Origin of the sequence: Bifidobacterium mizhiense, assembly GCF_020884755.1 — a bacterium.
Lineage (GTDB): Bacteria > Actinomycetota > Actinomycetes > Actinomycetales > Bifidobacteriaceae > Bombiscardovia > Bombiscardovia mizhiensis.
Window position 1 is genome coordinate 1 of the sequence record NZ_BPWE01000007.1, and the last position, 20021, is coordinate 20021.

Below are 20021 nucleotides of genomic sequence, written 5' to 3' on the forward strand. Positions count from 1 at the left end.
GACCGAGGCCGGCGACTACACGTACTCCGTGAGCGAGGCCCAGGGCAGCCTGCCCGGCATCACCTACGACCAGAAGACGCACCGGATCACCGTCCACGTCACCGACGACCAGCAAGGCCAGCTCCAAGCCACCATCGACGGCAACAACCCCACCTTCACCAACACCTACCAGGCCAAGCCGGCCAAGCCCGACGACCCTGGCAACTCCGGAGAACATGCCAAGCCGATCCCGCCGGTAGAACCGAACAAGCCGGGCGAATCTAATAATGCACCCAGCAAACCGGGCCAAACCAGCGATAGTCGAAAACTGGCGCCAAGAAACCAATCTTCTGATGACCAAGCAAAGCCATCTGCAGATTCCCAAGCCCTAGCCGCCTCAGGCTCAGACATGGTCATGCCTGTAGCGCTGGCTATCGGCACTGCCGTCCTCGGCCTGGCACTGATGTGCTTGTTGCGGCATCGCAGGGATCAGGATGCTGACCTGGGCTAATCGTTCCCCGCATGAGAACACAGCTGGACACGTTTCTCACTGGTGACAGCCACCTATGGCGAACCTCACGGTTCCCTGCCCCTATCTGCAGACGAAATTTGCTATTCTTGCAAGTGGAAGGAATCTTGCATCCAGAGGTCACCGTCGACGATGGACGGTCACCTGAACGGTCATGGCCCTGCACGGTCATGATGTCGATTGTCACACGTGCAGGCCGTCACACAGAAAGGTCAGTCATGGCAGACGATACAGTCATTGTTGTTGATACTTCCATGTTCGAAAAAGATGCCGACGCGAAAACCGCCAAGGCTAACGAGGTCGCACGCAAATACGGCATCAGCGACGAGGCCCTTAAGAAGGTCGAGGATTACAAGGATCAGTTGAGCTACCACCAGGCATGGGATTTGCCATTCCTGGGCTACGTGGACGAGGACGGCTATGGATATGCCTACGTACCCAACAAGGCTGTCGCAGCCGATGGATGGGATGCCCACAAGGCCTTCCTGGATCTGCCCGATGACGTTCAGACGGCTTTCGCCATCCGCATGCTCTTCACCCATCGCGACGTCGACCGCCACGGTGCAGAGATGTTCCTTCACCACGGCCGCGGGCTGACAGTCCGCTTCCAGGAGCCCACCTCAGCCAGCTACTGAGCTTGAGCTACCTTAACTAACTCGACCCCCGGTCCTGTCGTAATAACCCCCTGACAGGTCCAGGGGCTTTTCCATGCCGACAATCAAGGCAGAAGCCCCATCCAGGCAGGAGCTAGCACACCAATGCAGGCTCCGACGATCGGCCCGACAAAGGGTATCCAGGCGTAGCTCCAGTCCGCGTCCTTCTTTCCAGACATGGGCAAAAGGCAGTAGGCCAATCGGGCGGAAAAGTCACGTGCCGGATTCATAGCCGCACCAGAAACCCCGCCGAGGGCCATGACCAGAACCGTGATGACCAGGGCCACGCCCAAGGGCCCAACCTGGGTAGGAGTCCCCCCATTGAGGAAAACCCAGGTAACCAGAATGGCCGTGCCGATAGCCTCCGATGTCAGATTCCAGAAATTCGAACGTATAGCAGGCTTGGTACAGAAAACCATAAGTTTGGTATCTGTATCGGTCGGAAGTTCGAAATGCTTGCGAGTGCCTAGGTAGCCTAGGCAGGAACCAAAGAAAGCCCCCAGGAACTGGGCGGAAATAAAAATGGCTACGTTGGCTAAGGTGACCGGAATGCCACCCTTGCCCACAGCCAGACCGTTCAAAGTCGCTTGTGGATCAATCCAGTGACCGACCACCCTAGCCAGGGTCACGGCCGGATTGAGATGGCCGCCCGTTTTCCACCCCGCATATACGCCTACATAAACAGCAAGACCCCAACCCAATGAAGCGTTGATCCAGTCGGCCCGATAGGCCCCCGTCTTGGGAAGTGACCTGCTGGCTGCGACCATGACCGCGATGGCCATCATAATGGCTGTACCCATAAACTCTGAGCAGAACATCTGCACACCGCTGATCATGCTTTCCCTCCAAGCTTCCTGCCATCAAAGGAGCTGAAGGTGACCAGACTCCCAGAACCGAATAGTCAGTTGCTGCCAAACCGACAAGTCCGAGATGAAGCAACCGTCAATCTGCTCATACACATAGTCTTTCGATTTGACTACTGCATCAAGAATAACCGGAACCGTAACCCAAGGGCCTCGCCATCGATGATGACACCGCATTCAAGACCGCTGACTATCAGGTTCAAGTAGATTCACATCAAGATGCGATCAAAATCAGCTCAGAAGGGCCAGGAGGTCTTTTCTGCTCAGCCTGGCCACGCTGGCTGCACCGGTAGAGGCGGCGGAATCGACAAAGCGCGATGCCAGGTCGCTCTTACTGTGCTGCAGATTGAGGATGCGTTCCTCGATGGTGTCCTTGGCTACGATCTGGTAGACGTTGACATCCTGGGTCTGACCGATCCGGTGGGCGCGGTCGTTGGCCTGCTCCTGGGCTGCGGCATTCCACCAGGGGTCCGCATGGACCACTACACAAGCTCCGGTCAGGTTGAGCCCGGTGTTGCCGGCCTTCAGGGAGATCAGAAAGACCGGCGTGGCATCCCTATTGAACTGTTCCACCAGCTCCAGCCGCCGCTTCTTGGAGGTGGCGCCGGTGATCAGATCGTAGGGCACGTCCAGCCGACGGAGCCGTTGGGCTATCAGGTCCAGGTAAGAGGTGAACTGGGAGAAGATCAGCATCTTCCGTCCGGCATCTTGACAGGAGACCACCAGATCCTCGATGGCATCCAGCTTGGCCGAATCGCCGCGCCGGTCCCGGCCTTGATCCTGGTAGACCAGACGCGGATCGCAGCAGACCTCCCGCAGCCTGGTCAGCTGGGCCAGGACCTGGATTTTGCCGACCTCGTACTCCTGATCTCTTTCCTTGTTGAGCGTGGCCCTCAGCTCCTGCTCCAGGGCTGCATAGAGCTTGCGCTGCCGACCCTGCAGGGGCACGCTGATCACGTTTTCGATCTTCTCGGGCAGATCCGTCAGCACCTGGGACTTGAGCCGGCGCAGAATGAAGGGTCCCACCAGGGCCTGGAGCCGGGACTGGGCATCCTGGTCTCCGCTGAGTATGGGCATTTCGAAGCGGTCCCGGAACCGAGAGTATGGACCCAGCATCCCCGGCATCAGGAAGTCAAAGATGCTCCAAAGCTCGGACAGCCGGTTCTCGATGGGTGTGCCCGTCAGAGCGAACCGGTGCAGGCTGTCCAGAGCACGTACGGCACGGGCGGCCTTGGTGGCGTGGTTCTTGATGTACTGGGCCTCATCCAAAACCAGGGCATACCAGGGCAGACTCCGATACCGGTCCAGGTCCCGCCTGAGCAGATCGTATGAGGTAATCAGCAGATCGTAGGACCCGGCCTGATCCAGCAGAGCCTGACGCTGGCTGCGCCCTCCTGCCAGGACCGCTACCCGCAGATCCGGCGTAAAGCGGCGGCACTCGGCCTCCCAGTTGTAGACCAAGGAGGCCGGACAGACGATCAGCGAAGGTCCCCGATCCCTGGCCTGATCCCGACGGGAGAGCAGGTAGGCCAGCATCTGTATGGTCTTGCCCAGGCCCATCTCGTCGGCCAGAATGCCGCCGAATCCGCGGTCGCTCAGGGTGCATAGCCAACGCAGCCCTTCTACCTGATAGGGTCTGAGCTGTCCGCCCAACCCGTCGGGGACCTTGAACCCCTGAGGGTCGGGCTTGCGCTCCTTCAGATAGTCACGGAAACTGGAATCGCGATCCTGCTCGGGCACCAAAGCATCCAGGTAGCCGAGCTGGAAGTCAGGCACCCGGACCGGCCCCTTGGCCAGATCAGCCGGGTCGATGCCCAGGTCTTCAGCCAGGGTGTCCACAACATCCGTATTCAGATCAGCCAACTCGACGAAGGCCCCGTTGCGCAGGCGATGGAAACGGCGACGGCGACGATGGTCAGCCAGAATGGCAGCAGCCTCCTCAGGCCGTACCTCATCGGCGATAGGAGAGATCTCGACCAGACCGGAGCGCACCCGTACACCCACGCGGATCTGCGGATGAGATACGACGCTGAGCCCGTCGAAGGCAGGGGTGGAGAAGACCCGTCCCAGACCCTTGAGCACGGGCAGGCCCCGGGTCAGCAGGGTGTGGATAGCCTCCTCGTTCTCCTCGGGGATACGGGCCAGCCCCTCCTCCATCAGAGGGAAATAACGGCGGACCGTCTGCCGGGCCAAAGACTCGCTCTCCCGATCCCTGCCGGGTTCATCCTCCGAGGCGGGATCAGCACCGACTGGCAGTAGACGGTCCCCATAGCGGGCCTTGAGATCGCAACTGATCCCCTGCCGATCCCTGTCCAGGTAAAGCTCGATCCTGCAGGGCGGCCTCCGCCGGGCATCCAGCTCCTCGGGCAGACTGGCGGAGAGCCCAGATCCTTCCTGGGAACCCTGATTCAGGTCAGGCAGGACGGTCCGGGCGAACAGATCCAGGTCGTCGGCATCCAGATGCAGATCCCGATCCTCACCAGGGCGGCAGAGGGTCTCCAGCAGGTCCCGATGACGCATGAAATGCGCGCTGCAGCGGTGGATGACCGGTTCCGGATCCAGCCCTATGCCGGGCTGTGAGGGGCGCACGATAACGAAAGAATGTGCTTGGCCAACGACGAAGCGTTCCACGGCCAGGGCATGGGTGATCCGGTAGCCATCCGCCTCCTTGCTGACCGCGATGCCAGGGTCCGGATCTCCGCTAACTACCGGGGCAGGCATGGTCTGCAGGAAGGAATCCTCGGGAGGCGTGTAGTCCAGGGTGAGTCCAGAGTCCACGAACAGGTCGAGGATCTGCGCCACCTCGTCGTCGCTGAGCCGGATCCCCGACAATCCTGCACGGGTAAGACGGCGGCGCATGCCCCCCTCCTGCTCGGCCAGGCTACGGCGGATGGCACCGGCCCTTTCCAGAATGGTCAGCAGAGCCTGGGCCCGGTCATCAAAAGTGTCGCGGGAATGGATGAAGGCCAATCGCCGTCCGTAAGACATGAATTCACCCTGGTCCACAGCGCGCAGCAGGGCCGGCAGGTCCTTGACCAGGTAGGCGACCCCGTGGGATGACAGAGTGATGTGCAGACGGACCAGCCAGCCTCCGCGCTCGCTGGTCAGATCGGGAATCAGCCCGACCGAGCCGATGGGCAGGTGACGGCCACCAACTGGACCGTTCTCCTGCTTGAGCAGGCTCAGCTGGCGGTCACGAAAAGCCTGCCGCCGCCGACCCTCCTGCCGGTGCATGTAGGCTGCCAAGGGTCCCGAAGTTGACCGGGCGGACCGGGATCCACCCTGGTCGCCGGCCCAGTCATCCGATCCTGCAAAGGACTGGCTGGACTCGTTGTAGGCCATGATCAGGGCGACCACATGCTTGCAGGCAGGACCCTGGCGCCCAAAGGCCCGGCAGGTGCAGGAGGAGTCGATGACTCGATGGGCCTGCTCATCCAGCCGAGCCTGGACCATGCAGTCACCGTCCGGCTGATAGGTGGCGGGCACACGTCCCTTGAGAACGGTCAAAGCTCCCAGGTGCCGTAGGCGCAGGTCCGTAAAGCGGTGGTCATCCAGCAGTTGATGGGCGCGGAAGTAGGCCTTACCGCCCAACCGACGCAGAGCGGCGTCAGAGATGGTATCCGGGTCGCCAAAGGTCCGCCCCTCCTCGTCGCCTGGATCATAGAAACCATGGCCTCCTGAACCAACGGCTCTTGACCCGTAGACCGTTGCATGCCAATCCACACGCACCCTCCTTATGGTCTCTGACGACCATTCCCGAGCATAACCTTTTCCACCCCGATGCGGCACGCCTTCGGCGAAGCGAGTAGACATGCCGACTTACGAAAAAATGGCCGCCTCCCTAAGATGGCGTGCTGTTTGTCTGAAGAAGGAGATCATTATCGTGCACAACACGTCCACCCCTGCCTCTGTTCACCGGTCACGGCCGGCCGTCCCCCATCCCTGGCCGGCCATCGCCGCGCTGATGATCGGGGCCTTCGTGGGCATGCTGAGCGAGACCTCGCTCAATATCGCCCTGCCCAACCTGATGGAGAGCTTCCAGATCCCCGCCTCAACCGTGCAGTGGCTGGTCACGGGGTACATGCTGGTCATCGGCATCGTCCTGCCCTTCTCCAGCCTGATCTCCAAGTGGTTCACCACCAGGCAGACCGTGATCTTCGGCCTGGTCGCCTTCCTGGCGGGCTCGGTGGTCTCGGCCATGGCCCCCACCTTCCCCATCCTGCTGACGGGACGGCTGATCCAGGGCATCGGCACTGGCCTGATCCTGCCGCTCATGTTCACCGTGGCCATGCTGATCTTCCCGCCTGCCCGTCTGGGCACGGTCATGGGCATGTGCGCCCTGGTCATCATGTTCGCCCCGGCAATCGGCCCGACCCTGACCGGGATCATCCTCGGCAAGCTGACCTGGCACTGGATCTTCTGGTTCTTCACCCCCTTCCTGGTGGTGGCTCTGATCTTCGCCGTCTGCTTCCTGAAGAACGTAGGAACCATCACCCACCAGCGTCCCGACCTGGCCTCTATTTTGGAGTCCATTGTCGGCTTCGGCGGGCTGGTGGCAGGAGTCAGCCTGGCCAGCCGTTATGGATGGCTCTCCCCGGTCACCCTGATCATTCTGGTTGTGGCCCTGGCTGCACTGGTCCTCTATATTCGTCGCCAGCTGGGCCTGGAGCACCCGGTTCTCAACCTGCGAATCTTCTCCATCCCAGCCTTCCGCTACGGTGCCACCCTGGTCATGCTGGACTTTGCAGTCATCCTCTCTTCCATGTATCTGCTGCCCCAGTTCCTGCAGCGGGGACTGCTCCTGCCCGTAGCCATGACCGGCATCCTCATGCTGCCCGGCGGCGCCATCAACGCCCTGGTCTCAGCCTTCGCCGGCCGGCTCTATGACGGCTTCGGAGCCCGAATGCCCGTCCGCTGCGGATTCCTTGTCGCCCTGCTTGGCACGGTCATCCTCCTGTTCACCGGCCCGCACACCCCTGTGGCCTTGGTGGTGGCTGCCCACATTATTTTGATGATCGGCTGCCCCCTGGCCATGTCGCCGGCCCAGACCTACGCGCTCAACTCTCTGAGCGGCCCGCAGTCCGGCGACGGAAGCACCATCATCAACACCATGCAGCAGATCGTAGGAGCCGTGGCTACGGCCATCACCACCTCCCTGCTGGCCATGGGCGAGGGGCAGGCAACCGGTGTTGATAAAGCCCAAGCCTTCACCAGGGGCACCCACTACGGACTGGTCTTCACCTTGGTGCTGATCCTGGCTGCTCTGGTCGTCTCTTTGAAGGTGCGCAACTTCTCCCACGCCGACCAACAGGAGGCCGAGCGAGACATTCAGCAAGCTCCAAGTTCGCACCGCTAGCTTGGGAACGTCCCTGGCTAGACTGGAGGACGGCGACCGGACTTTAGGCCCGCCATTGTGGGCCGCCCGGTCATCCCTGGAACGCTATCAGGAAGGGTGTCATGTTCGTTCTCAAGAACGCCTGGTTCACCATCAGGCGGCATGCGGCGCGGAGCCTGGTCATGGTTCTGGCCTGCCTGGTCGTGACGGCTCTGGCCACGACGGCGGCCACCGTGCTCCAGGCTGACACCAAGGCACGTACCACAGACTACGAATCCCAACAGGTGGATGCCGTCATCAGCCCGCGCAAGGGAACCAAGGCCTCTCCACTGGGCTGGAACGAGTATTCCAAGTACGCCCAGCGCCTGCAGATGGATGGCATGCAGTACAAGGCCTACTTCCATGAGACCGCCGACATCAGCCCGGAGGGACTGCCCCAATCAGGCACCTACTCCCTGGTGGGGGTCTCCGACAAGGAGGCCGAACCCACCCTGCCTCACGGCCCCTTCGCGGTGGATCAGGGCAAGGGGCTGGACTACGCCTCCCAGAATGCCTCCGGCACCCAGACCGTGCTGATCTCCAAGCAAATGGCACAGGCCAACAAGCTCAAGGTGGGCGACACCCTGACCATCAAGGATCCTCGCCAGCAGGATCAGCAGGTCAAGCTGACCATCTCCGGCACCTACCACTATCGCAAGGCCGTGGATCAGGCCGCCAACCGGGCCATCTACACGGCCTATCCCACCTTTGCCATGCTGGGGCTGGATGCAGCCAGCAAGCCTGGAGACCCCGGCCATGAGCTGCTCGTCGCCTTCGTCCTGGATTCACCAAGCACCTACCAGAAGTTCATCAAGGAGCTGCGCAAGGACGGACTCAAGGCCTCGCAGTACGACATCAACTCCCCCAGCCTGAAGGACTACCAACGGCGGATGGAGCCTGTTCACCGGGCCGCCGACCAGGCGCGAACCACCATTATCCTGGTCTGCCTGCTGGGCGGACTGATTCTGCTGGGTTGTCTGTTCCTCATGCTGCACAACCGTGCCAACGAAATCGGCATGGCCATCACCATCGGGATCCACAAGGCTCGACTGGGTTGGCAGTTCGCCCTGGAAACCCTCTTGCTCACCCTGCCCGGGCTGGTGCTGGGCCTAGTGCTGGGCGCCGCGATCAGTCGCCCGTTGGGCCGGTCGCTCTTCCGGCTGGGGAACCTGGCCAGCATGCCTCATGCTGGTCTGATCTGGAAGCTGATCCTGATTGGCCTGGCCGTCTGCCTGGTTCTCGCCCTGGCAGCAGCCGCCAGGGTAGCGGCCTTTAGAACCGCCCAGCTATACACCAACGACCTGGAGGACGAGGCATGAGCGAAAAGACATCGGACCAGCAGCCAGACGAAGAATCCCAGGAAAAGTCTGCAGCCAAGGCCGCCGACCAGAAGCAAGCCGCTCAAGCACCGGCCGATGCTGAGCAAAAAGCCGACGAGAACACCGGCGCCGCACCGCTGCCCGAATCCGAGGAAGAAGCAGCCTCTCAGACGGGCGAACAGTCCGAGGAGGATGGTTCTTCGGAAGAAGACGTGTCGATGGCCGCTTTCAAGGTGGTCATCGAGCAGGAAAATGCCGAGGATCCCGACGACGATCAGGAGGAGGATCCACTGCTGGAGACCGATGGCCAGCGAGTGTTGGTTCCTGGCGGCTACCCGGTGCTCTCCCTGAAGCATGTGGATTACACGCGCAAGGTCCAGGGTCGTCCCGAACAGATCCTGGATGATGTCGATCTGGAATTCCAGCGTCGCCGCATCTACTCGGTGGAGACCACCTCGCCTTCCAGACGAGCTGCTCTGATGGCCCTGATGACCGGTCTGCGCGCCCCCACCCAAGGCAGCGTGCTCTTCCGTGGCACGGACCTGCGCCAATTGCTGGCTTCCGACTATCGCGGCCACCAGATCGGAGCCATCTTTGGTACCGATGCCTTGAGGCGCGATCTGACCGCCGTACAGAATCTTGTCTACACCATGGATGCCAGCGGGCGCACCTTCCTGGGCCCCAAGGACAATCTGGCCCGTCAGCTGCTGGACGAGGTGGGCTTTCCGGAGCGCCTGCAGGACAAGCTGACCGCTGATCTGGGCCACTTGGACTTCCGCCTGGCTTCCGTGGCCCGTGCCCTGTGCTGCGAATGCGACGTACTCATCGCCGACGAGCCCACCGAAGGTCTTGAGCCAAGCGACTGGGACACCCTGCTGGCCACACTAAAGAGGGTCTCCCGCCGTCATGACTGCACCGTGATCATCCTGACCTCCGGGGGTTCTGACACCGTGGACGAGGGCACCTACGACGACCGATTCATCGTCGATTAAGCCGCAGCCTTCCGGGTTGGGGATGGACAGCACTGCACTGATTTGTTCGGTCATTACCCATGAGGAGTGGATACCCCGGGTCATGACCGAACAAATCGATTTAAGCAACAAGGATCCACGCCGGCAACGGAGGGTTATCCTGCACCATCACCATGGATTCGGACCAGTTCGGGAGGTCGGCGTCAAGGAAGCCATATGGATTACCCCAGGGCTGCTGATCGCCCAGAACGCCTGGCTGGCCTCCCACGGACATCCCTCCTGGACCCTGTCAGCACCACCTACTTTGTGGCTGGATGAGCTGGACCAGTCCCTGACCGAACGCAGGATTCTGACTGTGACGGCCGAGATCATTCTGAACTGGCGTAGGCTGCCATCTGGCTTGGGACAGCGCCCCTGGTCGCAACTGGCTGCCGGCCGGGTATCGGGCCTGCCGGCAGCCCGACGAACCCTTGAAGACTTGCAGAGTGGTCTGCGTACAGCCCCTGCGCAATCGCTGATTCGCCTCCAGACCCACTTGCCCGATATCCATGAAGAGTGGCGGGTCATCATTGACGGGGATCGAATCGTAGCCTCCAGCGGATACTGCCTGCATGAAGGCGAGGGCTCTCGAGCCATTACCACGATCTTTGACGGTGCCATCTTCGATCCCAGGCATCGAGCGATCGCAGAGAACTGTGCCCTCCGTGCAGCCAAGGGTCGATCGCCTGCTCCGATCAGCGTGGATCTGGCCTTCCTCCGTGGGTCGGCTCGACCTCTCGTCCTGGAGGGAAACCCAGTCTGGTGTGCAGCTCCTTATGCTTACGGGCCTCAGGGCATGGTCTCTTTCTTGAAAGCCGTTGCGGCCTGCCGGACCGATCCAGTCGACCCCTATCAACCAGACCCATGGATGCTACGTGAATTCGGCGGCCGCTTCCGCAGTTCCTGGGGACCGGTCCGGCAGGATCAGACGATGGTCATGCCGTAGTACTTAGCCAGGGGCTGCAGATCCGGTACTCCATACCGGGCCACCAGTTGCTTCCAGCGGGCCAGGTTGTCGGGACCATACTTGGCCGTGCGCTTAGCGGCAGTGGGCTCGGAGACGAAAATGGGCGGCTGGTGCTTGCTGTGGAACTTGTCCGCATACATGACCACCTCCTGCTCAGGGTTGATCGGCAGGTAGTCGTCCGGTGGCAGGTTCAGATGCTCCTCCTCCACCTGGCGGCGGGTCAGTCCCACTCCTGTGTGGTTGCGGGCGAACTGGGCCACCGACTCGTCCACCCCGGCATCCAGCAGCAGGTGGTAGCCCTCCAGCCCGTGCTCGATGTACCGCTCGCCTTGGAAGGTCAGGGGCCGACCCTGGGAGCCGTCATCCTTCAAAATCCTGTAGGTGCCGATGTCATGCAGCAGGGCACCTATGCGGACCAGGTCACGGTCCAGGGGACGCTCGGGCAGGACACCGTCAGGGTCATCGTCACGCAGCAGGCATTCGTTGACCTGGTCAGCCATACGCACCGCGAGGGCGGCAATGATCTGGCAATGGGTGTGTATCAGTTCATAGGCGGCTTGTGATGGCGCATACTGACGGTGCAGGGCCTCGGCCATGGGAACATTGGGAATCATACCGACCATTCTAGGGATTCTTGCCGCAAATGTGACCTTCGCGACGCTTATGCACACTTCAGCGGATAATCAGCCCTGCCCTTCTACTGCCGACAGTACACTGGGAGCCACAGTATTTCACGAGGAGCACTATGGACACTTCACCACTTGCGCGCTCCGCCGACCAGCCCGCTCCTCCCGACGAGGACGGCGGCCGACAGGCGCCCTGGCACAACCCCCTGCTGGATCCGCGCGATCTGCGCATGCCGCGCATCGCGGGCCCCAGCTCATTGGTCATTTTCGGCGTCACCGGCGATTTGGCCAAGAAAAAGCTTTTGCCGGCTGTTTATGACCTGGCCAACCGGGGGCTGCTGCCAGCCAGCTTCGGGCTGATCGGCTTCGGACGGCGCGACTGGAGCGACCAGCAGTTCGTCGCCTTTGCGGAGGAGAACGTCCGCGCCCACTGCCGCACCCCCTTCAACGAGTCCACCTGGCGACATCTGAGCCAGGGCATGCGCTTCGTCAAGGGCAGCTTCGACGATGCCGAGGCCTTCCGCCGCCTGTCGGCTACTGTCTCGGAGCTGGACCGGGTCCGGGGCACCCGCGGCAACCATGCCTTCTACATGTCGGTGCCGCCCAAGGCCTTCCCCCAGGTGGCCCGTCAGCTGGCCGAATCTGGGCTCTCCCACTCCACCGAGGGGGCCTGGCGCCGCGTTATCATCGAGAAGCCCTTCGGCCGTGACCTGGCCTCGGCCAAGGAGCTTGACCGAGTGGTCTCCGAGGTCTTTGAGCCGGATTCGGTCTTCCGCATCGACCACTACCTGGGCAAGGAGACCGTGCAGAACATCCTGGCCCTGCGCTTTGCCAACATGATGTTCGAGCCGGTCTGGAACTCCAACTATGTCTCCCACGTGCAGATCACCATGGCTGAGGACATGGGCATCGGAGGCAGAGCCGGCTACTACGACGGAATCGGAGCAGCCCGGGACGTCATCCAGAACCACCTCCTGCAGCTGATGGCCCTGACAGCCATGGAAGAGCCGGTCTCCTTCTCGGCATCGGATCTGACGGCTGAGAAGACCAAGATCCTTTCGGCAGTCCGCATCCCCAAGGATCTGGCGGCCCACACCGCCCGGGGCCAGTACACGGCCGGATGGCAGGGATCCCAGCACGTGGTCGGCTACCTGGACGAGGACGGAATCGACCCCTCCTCCACCACCGAAACCTATGCGGCCATCAGGCTGGATGTGGACACCCGCCGCTGGGCCGGCGTCCCCTTCTACCTGCGCACGGGCAAGCGCCTGGGCAAGCGGGTCAGCGAAATCGCCATCGTCTTCAAGCGTGCTCCCCACCTGCCCTTCGAGGCCACAGCCACCCGGGAACTGGGCGCGAACGCCGTGGTCATCCGCGTACAGCCTGATGAGGGCGTGACCATGCGTTTCGGGGCCAAGACTCCTGGCTCGGCCATGGAGGTGCGCGACGTCAACATGGACTTCTCCTACGGGCGTTCCTTCACCGAGGCCTCCCCCGAGGCCTACGAGCGGCTGATCCTGGACGTACTCCTGGGAGACCCACCCCTCTTCCCCACCACCGAGGAGGTCAATCTGTCCTGGAAGATCCTGGACCCCATCGAGGAGTTCTGGGCAGGACAGGGCCAGCCCCAGCCCTATCGCGCCGGCACCTGGGGGCCGCGAGAGGCTGATCTGATGCTGGCCCGCGACGGATACCACTGGAGGATGCCATGATCGTCAGACTGAACAACACCACTACCTCCGCCATCGCCAGGGAGATCGACGAACTCCACGTCGAACGCGGTGAGGCCGCCCAGGGACGGGTGCTGACCCTGGTCATCGTCACCGAACAGGCCCATCTGGAGGCGGCCCTGGAAACCATAAACGCCGCAAGCCGGGAACATCCCTGCCGGGTCATCGCCATAGTGACCAATGCCGAAGACCATCAGGCCCAACAGGAGGCGGATCAGAGAACCGCTGCGGCACAGTCCTCAGAAGACTGCGTTTCCTACAAGAACACCGACCATAACGGGGATCACACGCTGGATGCCGAGATCCGTTTCGGCTCGGATGCCGGTGCCGGCGAAGTGGTGGTCCTGCGACCAGTGGCAGCCCTGCTGGACCATTCCGATGCCCTGGTTATTCCCCTCCTGGTGCCGGATGCACCTCTAGTAGTCTGGTGGCCCACCAATCCGCCCCTGGATCCCTCGCAGGATCCCATCGGGACCATGGCCGCCAGCAGAATCACCGATGCCATGGAGGCCGACGATCGCCAGGCCACCTTCGCCGGGCTGCTGGCCCATTCGCGCGATCAGGACGTTGATCTGTCCTGGACCAGGATCACTATCTGGCGAGCGCTGTTGACCTCCATGGTGCAACAACCGCCCCACCTGCCCATCCGTTCGGTCAGGGTAACCGGCCAAGCCCACTACCTGCCATTGGAGCTGTTGGCCTCCTGGCTGGCTCTGAAGCTAAAGGTGCCGGTCACTGTCGAGCGCGATCCGAAGGCTCAGGCGGTCACCGGTGTCTACTTCGAACGCCCGGACGGGGTCATGAGCATGGAGCGCCACCACGACGACCAGGCCCGAATCAACCAGCCCGGTCAGGCCTCACAGACCATCTCCATGCCCCTGCGCTCTGCCGTGGACTGCATGAGTGAGGAACTGGGTCGACTGGATCCTGACGAGGTCTATCAGGAGGTTATCCACACCGGCTGGGGAATGGTTGACCACCAGTAGACCTCTGCAGTGACTCAATTCATATGCAAACGTCTGGGTGTAGGCTGAGGCCAGCTTCACCTGCATGCAAGGAGGATCAGATGACCGATCGTCGTGTCGTGACTTATGCCACAACCGAGTTGCTCAATCAAGCCACCGCAGCCCGGATCCTGCTGGAGCTGGGCGACCTCCTGGCCCGTCAGGATCGGGCCGACCTGGCGCTGACCGGTGGCAGGGACGCAGCGGATGTCTATGCCCTGATGGGCGCTGATCCCTTGAGCCAGAGCGTTGACTGGAGCCGGGTCCACCTCTGGTGGAGCGATGAGCGGTTCGTGGGCCTGGAAGACCCTGATCGCAACGATGAACAGGCACGGCGGGCCTGGTATGGCTCGCTGATCGACCAAGGGCTGCTGCCCAAGGCCAACGTGCATTCCATGCCCGTAGACACCCGCAGCCCAGCCCAGGTTGAGGCCGCTGACCAGGAGGAGAACGAACAGGCCCTGGCCCAGGCGGCAGCCACCTACCAGCAGGAGATCATCGACCAGCTGGGCCCCGATGGCCACATGGATCTGGCAGTCTTTGGCGTAGGCCCCGACGGGCACTATGCCTCCCTCTTCCCTGACCGCCCCGAGGTCAGGCTGCAGGACGATAACTTGCTGGTGACGGGCGTCAGCAACTCTCCCAAGCTTCCGCCGCTCAGGGTCACTATGACCACACCATTCATCCGCCGGACTCCCAAGGTCTGGCTCTTCACCTCAACCGCCGAAAAGGCTTCGGCCGTGGCCGCCGCACTGGGAACCACAGATGATCCCCATGTCCCCTCCTCTTATGCTAGGGGCACCCTGGAGACCTTCTGGCTCCTGGACGCCGATGCCGCCTCGAAACTGCACTGAGCCTTCCGCACCAAGAGCCTCTACAAATCTCAGGACTCCGAAGATTCCTTATCCGCAGCATGGAAGGAGTCTTCGGAGTCTTTTCGAGTCATTCCCTCGACAGCCCGATCGGATTCCTCGACGATCCAATCCATGGCGTGGCGGGCCCCCTCTGCATCGCCCCGACGTATCAGCGCAGCCACATCGCCGTGCAGCCGCAGTGCCTTCTCATCAGCCTTCCTGGGCATAAGCTCATGCCGGGTTCGCCCAGACAGCACTGATGCAACCACATCACCCAGCGCTGCGAACATAGCGTTACCCGATGCCTCGAGCAGGGTTCGATGGAAGGTTTCGTCAGCCCGAAGATAGTCCGGCCCGTCGGCCCGGTCAGCATTGGCCACCATATCGATGGCAGCTTGCGTCAGCTTCGCCCATTGATCCTGGTCAGCGTGACTGGCCGCCAGCTGGGCAGCCATGGGCTCCACGCATGCCCTAAGCTCGGACAGTTCGTGCAGGGTCCGCCCCCGGTCAGGTCCGCGCAGCCTCCACTCGATCACCTGCGGATCATAGATATTCCAGAGCTGACATGAGTTGACGGTGGCGCCGACCTTGCGTTTGACGGTGATCAGACCCATGGCCTCAAGGACCCTGGTGACCTCCCGAGTCACCGTGCGCGAAGGCCTCTGGCTATCCAGGTTAGGGGCAGGCAGCCGGTCTCCCGGATCGATGGTGCCATTGACGATGGCCGCCCCCCACTGGTCCAGCAACCGATCATGCAGAGTGCCTTCAGCAGCCGTTCTGTCATCAGGTGTCCTTGAACTTTCCACAAATGTCACTCTAGCAACCAGGCCCTTCCCCAAGCGGACCAGACAGATGAGCAAACCAACCGAAATTTAATCTCGCTCTTAGATCTTCCGAACCGTCCCAGGTTCGTGTAAGATATGGTCTGTTAAGGCATACGTAATATCACACTGTCGATATTATGTAATGCAAAAATAAGAGCCGGAAAGCTGCTCAGGCCGAACGGTTCGCATCCTCAGAGAAGAGGCAGCAATGCTTTTAGCGTCGCAGCCGACAGCCGACGGGTACCTGACCCTGGCGGCGAGTCAGGCCGTTTCCCTGAACACCACCCAATTGGGCATCAGTCTGGTGCTCAGCCTGGCAGTGCTCATTTTCCTGGTCACCGTCGTTAAGCTTCATCCCTTTGTCTCCCTGCTGGGTGCCGCCCTGGTGGTCGGCATCGGTTCCGGCTATGGTCCCGTGGCCACCCTGACCAGCTTCACCGGCGAGTTCGGCTCCACCATGGGCTCCGTGGGCATTCTGATCGGCCTGGGAGCCATGATCGGCAAGGTCCTCATGGACACCGGGGCCACTGACCAGGTGGTCAACACTCTGGTGGCCAAGTCCAAGCCCGCCACCATCCCCTGGATCATGGCCCTGATCGGCGCCCTGATCGGCCTGCCCATGTTCTTCGAGGTTGGCCTGGTCATTCTGGTTCCGGTCATCATTCTGGTGGCCCGCCGTACCAAGCTTCCGTTGATGCGGGTGGCCATTCCCACCCTGGCGGGCCTGTCCATCATGCACGCCTGCGTACCTCCTCACCCCGGTCCCTTGGCCGCTTTGAGTCAGTTCAAGCAGACCGGCAATGTGGGCCTGACCATGATGTTCGGCATCCCCTTCGCCCTGATCACCCTGGTTGTCGTGGGCCCGGGCTTCTCCCGGCTGGCCTCCCGCTGGGTGCCCGTCGAGGCACCAGCCGACTTCGTAGCCAAGAGCGAGCAGGCCGGCAAGGAGGAGACCCGACTGCCCTCCTTCGCCATCTCGGTCTGCTGCATTCTGCTGCCGGCAGTCCTCATGCTGCTGACCTCCATCTTCGAGATCGCTGTTCCCGGCTTCAAGGATCGCACGGACGGCCTGGCACAGACCATCAATTTCATCGGCAACCCGGTCATGGCCCTGGCCATAGCCCTGATTGTCTCCATGCTGGTTCTCAAGGCGGCCTCGGGCATCTCCTGGAAGACCGTCAATGACTCCTTGGGAGCCTCGCTGCCCGCTGTGGCAGGCATCCTGCTGATCGTGGGCGCAGGCGGTGGCTTCAAGGGCGTACTGGTCTCCACCGGCATCGGCAAGATCATCGGCACCTTTGTGGAACACTCCAACATCTCCATCTTCCTGCTGGGTTGGGTCATCGCCGTCTTCGTGCGCATCGCCACAGGCTCGGCCACGGTCTCCATCCTGACCACGGCCGGCATCCTCAGCAACGCCATGACCATGATGCATGCGGGCTCCACAGCCACTACGCTTCTGGTCATCGCCATCGGCGCCGGCTCCATCTTCCTCTCCCACCTCAACGACGCGGGCTTCTGGCTGATCAAGGAGTACTTCGGCCTGAGCGTTGGCGAGACCCTGAAGACCTGGTCGGTTCTGGAATGCCTGCTGTCGGTAGTGGTTCTGGTCCTAGTCATGATCGCCAGCATCTTTGTGCCCATCACCGCCTGAGCGTCATTGTCAGATTACTTTTCAGAAAGGTTGCACATGGTCGACACAACGTTGAAGAATTCTGATGCCTTGAGCGCAGAGGATCACCCGGAGCCGAAAGTCCCCTCGGCAGTGGACAACACGGTTCCCCCGGACTACTTCCAAGGCCGCACTCCTATTCTGGTCATCATGGGGGTTTCCGGCTGCGGCAAGACCACCATGAACGAGCACCTCGGCAACAAGCTAGGCTGGGACATGGCCGAGGCCGACGACTTTCACCCCCAGGCCAACATCGACAAGATGGCCCGCGGCATCCCCCTGAACGATGAGGACCGATGGCCCTGGCTGGACAGCATCCATGATTGGATCGAGGACCACATGCGGCGAGGGGTGCCCGGAACCGTCACCTGCTCGGCCCTGAAGCGGATCTATCGTGATCGCTTGCGGATGCCTGGGGTGGTCTTCATTCACCTGAGCGGGGACTACGACTCCATCATGGAACGGCTCTCCAAGCGGAAGGGCCACTTCATGAAGCCGCAGATGCTCCGCTCCCAGTTCGATGACCTGGAACCCTTGGGACCGGATGAGGTTCACCTGACCATCGACGTGGGTCTACGCATGTCTCCAGAGATCGAAGCCGAGGAGGTCATCGACACCCTGGGCCTGCAGTGCGACGTCAAGCAGGCAGCCCGCCAGTAGCACCGACAATTCGGCCCGACCGCGGCCGACCACCAACCATCGCGGTCAACTTCACACTGTTGCAGTCAATGGAGAGGAACTGACACTATGAAGATTGGCATGATCGGCCTGGGACGCATGGGCAAGAACATGGCAGACCGCCTGCGCACCGGCGGCCACCAGGTGGTCGGCTACGACATCGCGCCGGACTCGGGCAGGGATGTGGACAGCTTGCAAGCCTTGGTCCAGGCCCTCGAGGCCCCCCGGGTGATCTGGGTCATGGTCCCGGCCGGCAAGCCCATCGAGTCCACGCTCGATCAACTGGGCAATCTGATGGAGCGCGGCGACCTGGTCGTGGATGGGGGTAACACCCGATTCACCCAGGACCAGGAACACGCCCAAGCCCTGGCCGCCAAGGGCATAGGCCTGGTGGATGTAGGCACCTCCAATGGCATCTGGGGCAAGGAGAAGGGCTACGCCCTGATGGTCGGCGGATCGGACCAGGACGTGGCCCGGATCCAGCCCATCCTGGACACCCTTAAGCCCGAAGGCGACTACGGTCTGGTCCACGCGGGAGGCACCGGCGCGGGCCACTATGCCAAGATGGTCCACAACGGGATTGAGTACGGGATGATGCAGGCCCTGGCCGAGGGATATGCGGTCCTGGAGGCCTCCGACCTGATCAAGGAGCCAGGCGAAGTGGTGGAGTCCTGGCGCAAGGGCTCGGTCATCCAGTCCTGGCTGCTGGACCTGCTGGCCCAGGCACTGAAAGAGGACCCGCACCTGAGCGGAATCGCTGGCAAGGCCGACGAGACCGGCGAGACCAAGTGGATGATCGCGGATGCCCTGGAGCTGGGGGTGCCCACACCGGCCATCACCTCAGCCCTCTATGCCCGCCAATCCTCCAAGATCGAGGACCCCATGACCATGAAGGTGGTCTCCGCCCTGCGCAGCGCCTTCGGTGGCCACCCCATCGTCAGGAAGTAACCGGGTTCCGGGCCGGGTACCAGTAGGATCCTACCTGCGGACGGACCTGGACCATGGCGCCGTCATCGGCGAAATCCAAGGGAGCGAAGACGATTTCGCGATGACAGCCGTCGCCTCGGCCGTCCTTGGCGAACCTGTGGTAGGCCACGATCCAGTCGTCCTGGCCTGGCACACGGGTGATGCAGTGGTGTCCCGTGGCCAGGATTCCCTTGGCGTGATCGGCCTTGATCAGAACCTGGGGCGCGGTCCAAGGCCCGTCCAGCGATGGCGCCTTGGACCAGCGGATCTGGTAGCTCGGATCCCTGGTGTCGTTCTCCGACCAGGAGGCATAGTAGGTGTCTCCCCGTCGGCAAACAGTGACGGCCTCGCGGAAGTTGTCGGGCACAGCGGAGCGCACCGAACCCTCTTCCAGACGCAGGCCGTCCGGACTCAGCCGCCCCATGTAGGCACGGCTATTGCCCCAGAGCAGATAGGGCACATCGTCGTCATCCACGAAGACCGAGGGATCGATGGGCAGGCAGTCATAGTCCCCCCGAGCGATGAATGGCTCCTGGGCCGCCCGGAAGGGTCCAGTTGGCCCAGGAGCGACAGCCTGGCCAATCTGCCCGTCGGCCACAAAATACAGGATGCAGCGTCCCTGGCGCACCAGCAGGCAGGGAGCCCAGGCACCCTGTCCCCCATGCCACCAGGGAACCTGGTCCAGGTCCAGGATTTTTCTGCGGGTCCAGTGGCATAGATCCCTGGATTCATAGACGTAGAAGGCGTGCGAGGACCAATCAGGCAGACCGTCCTCGGTGCAGTACAGGTACCAGCGGTCCCCGATCATGACCAGATCCGGGTCCGCACAGTAGCGATGCAAGGGATTGCTCGCCAATCCCATCCCCTTCGACCCTTGTTGTGCGCTTGCGAATTCCTCCATGGACTGTGACTCCGATTCCTTATGAGTGCGGCGGCCGGAACCTCCGACCGCCGCCATTGACTACGACCTTCC

The 20021-nt window shown here is 62.0% G+C and carries 16 protein-coding genes and 1 pseudogene; 12 read left to right on the forward strand and 5 right to left on the reverse strand.

What is annotated here, in order from left to right:
- Together LPC22_RS08005 and LPC22_RS08010 are read left to right on the forward strand one after the other, a co-directional pair.
- Positions 1-490 (forward strand): streptococcal pilin isopeptide linkage domain-containing protein (locus LPC22_RS08005; protein ID WP_229133434.1); only part of this gene is annotated, 490 nt, incomplete at its 5' end.
- A gap of 236 nt (positions 491-726) precedes the next feature.
- Complete coding sequence (locus LPC22_RS08010) at positions 727-1143, forward strand: hypothetical protein (protein ID WP_045924232.1); 417 nt, start codon at positions 727-729, stop codon at positions 1141-1143.
- A gap of 83 nt (positions 1144-1226) precedes the next feature.
- Here LPC22_RS08010 and LPC22_RS08015 read toward each other — a convergent pair whose 3' ends face one another.
- Both LPC22_RS08015 and LPC22_RS08020 read right to left on the reverse strand, forming a co-directional pair.
- Complete coding sequence (locus LPC22_RS08015) at positions 1227-1997, reverse strand: MIP/aquaporin family protein (RefSeq protein ID WP_229133435.1); 771 nt, start codon at positions 1995-1997, stop codon at positions 1227-1229.
- Between the two features lie 258 nt (positions 1998-2255).
- Positions 2256-5747 (reverse strand): SNF2-related protein, encoded by a 3492-nt coding sequence (locus LPC22_RS08020; RefSeq protein ID WP_229133436.1) that lies wholly within the window; start codon positions 5745-5747, stop codon positions 2256-2258.
- A gap of 160 nt (positions 5748-5907) precedes the next feature.
- Here LPC22_RS08020 and LPC22_RS08025 point away from each other — a divergent pair, with 160 nt between their 5' ends.
- The 4 genes from LPC22_RS08025 to LPC22_RS08040 all read left to right on the forward strand — a co-directional run bounded on the left by LPC22_RS08025 (position 5908) and on the right by LPC22_RS08040 (position 10673).
- Positions 5908-7380: a DHA2 family efflux MFS transporter permease subunit gene (locus LPC22_RS08025; RefSeq protein ID WP_229133437.1), complete on the forward strand. Its 1473-nt coding sequence runs from the start codon at positions 5908-5910 to the stop codon at positions 7378-7380.
- Between the two features lie 101 nt (positions 7381-7481).
- Positions 7482-8717: an FtsX-like permease family protein gene (locus tag LPC22_RS08030; protein ID WP_229133438.1), complete on the forward strand. Its 1236-nt coding sequence runs from the start codon at positions 7482-7484 to the stop codon at positions 8715-8717.
- Positions 8714-9709 carry an ATP-binding cassette domain-containing protein gene (locus tag LPC22_RS08035; protein WP_229133439.1) on the forward strand — a complete coding sequence of 332 codons (996 nt, stop codon included), beginning with the start codon at positions 8714-8716 and terminating at the stop codon, positions 9707-9709. The genes LPC22_RS08030 and LPC22_RS08035 overlap by 4 nt, the downstream gene beginning before the upstream one ends.
- A 22-nt stretch (positions 9710-9731) precedes the next feature.
- Positions 9732-10673: a hypothetical protein gene (locus tag LPC22_RS08040; RefSeq protein WP_229133440.1), complete on the forward strand. Its 942-nt coding sequence runs from the start codon at positions 9732-9734 to the stop codon at positions 10671-10673.
- Here LPC22_RS08040 and LPC22_RS08045 read toward each other — a convergent pair.
- Positions 10652-11317, reverse strand: a complete 666-nt coding sequence (locus tag LPC22_RS08045; protein ID WP_229133441.1) for an HD domain-containing protein — start codon at positions 11315-11317, stop codon at positions 10652-10654. The genes LPC22_RS08040 and LPC22_RS08045 overlap by 22 nt on opposite strands.
- 233 nt (positions 11318-11550) lie before the next feature.
- Between LPC22_RS08045 and zwf the strand changes: the two genes are divergently transcribed.
- The 3 genes from zwf (at position 11551) to pgl (ending at position 14908) form a co-directional block, all read left to right on the forward strand.
- Complete coding sequence (zwf, locus tag LPC22_RS08050; RefSeq protein WP_229133471.1) at positions 11551-13032, forward strand: glucose-6-phosphate dehydrogenase; 1482 nt, start codon at positions 11551-11553, stop codon at positions 13030-13032.
- Positions 13029-14036 carry a glucose-6-phosphate dehydrogenase assembly protein OpcA gene (locus tag LPC22_RS08055; RefSeq protein WP_229133442.1) on the forward strand — a complete coding sequence of 336 codons (1008 nt, stop codon included), beginning with the start codon at positions 13029-13031 and terminating at the stop codon, positions 14034-14036. Before zwf ends, LPC22_RS08055 begins: the two co-directional genes overlap by 4 nt.
- Positions 14037-14116: 80 nt before the next feature.
- The gene (gene pgl / locus LPC22_RS08060; RefSeq protein WP_229133443.1) at positions 14117-14908 is read left to right on the forward strand and encodes a 6-phosphogluconolactonase; all 792 of its coding nucleotides are present in this window, start codon (positions 14117-14119) and stop codon (positions 14906-14908) included.
- 29 nt (positions 14909-14937) lie between these two features.
- Here the strand turns inward: pgl and LPC22_RS08065 are convergent, their stop codons facing one another.
- Entirely contained in the window at positions 14938-15714 is a 777-nt protein-coding gene (locus LPC22_RS08065; RefSeq protein ID WP_229133444.1) for a FadR/GntR family transcriptional regulator, read from the reverse strand.
- A gap of 226 nt (positions 15715-15940) precedes the next feature.
- Here LPC22_RS08065 and LPC22_RS08070 point away from each other — a divergent pair, with 226 nt between their 5' ends.
- The 3 genes and pseudogenes from LPC22_RS08070 to gnd all read left to right on the forward strand — a co-directional run.
- Positions 15941-17386, forward strand: coding sequence for a GntP family permease (locus LPC22_RS08070; RefSeq protein WP_229133445.1), 1446 nt, complete (start codon positions 15941-15943; stop codon positions 17384-17386).
- A gap of 36 nt (positions 17387-17422) precedes the next feature.
- The gene (locus LPC22_RS08075) at positions 17423-18064 is read left to right on the forward strand and encodes a gluconokinase (protein WP_229133446.1); all 642 of its coding nucleotides are present in this window, start codon (positions 17423-17425) and stop codon (positions 18062-18064) included.
- Between the two features lie 54 nt (positions 18065-18118).
- Positions 18119-19030, forward strand: a pseudogene (gnd, locus tag LPC22_RS08080) (phosphogluconate dehydrogenase (NAD(+)-dependent, decarboxylating)); the annotation flags it as partial.
- Here gnd and LPC22_RS08085 read toward each other — a convergent pair.
- Positions 19020-20006 carry a family 43 glycosylhydrolase gene (locus tag LPC22_RS08085; RefSeq protein WP_229133447.1) on the reverse strand — a complete coding sequence of 329 codons (987 nt, stop codon included), beginning with the start codon at positions 20004-20006 and terminating at the stop codon, positions 19020-19022. The pseudogene gnd and the gene LPC22_RS08085 overlap by 11 nt on opposite strands.
- Positions 20007-20021: the final 15 nt, after the last annotated feature.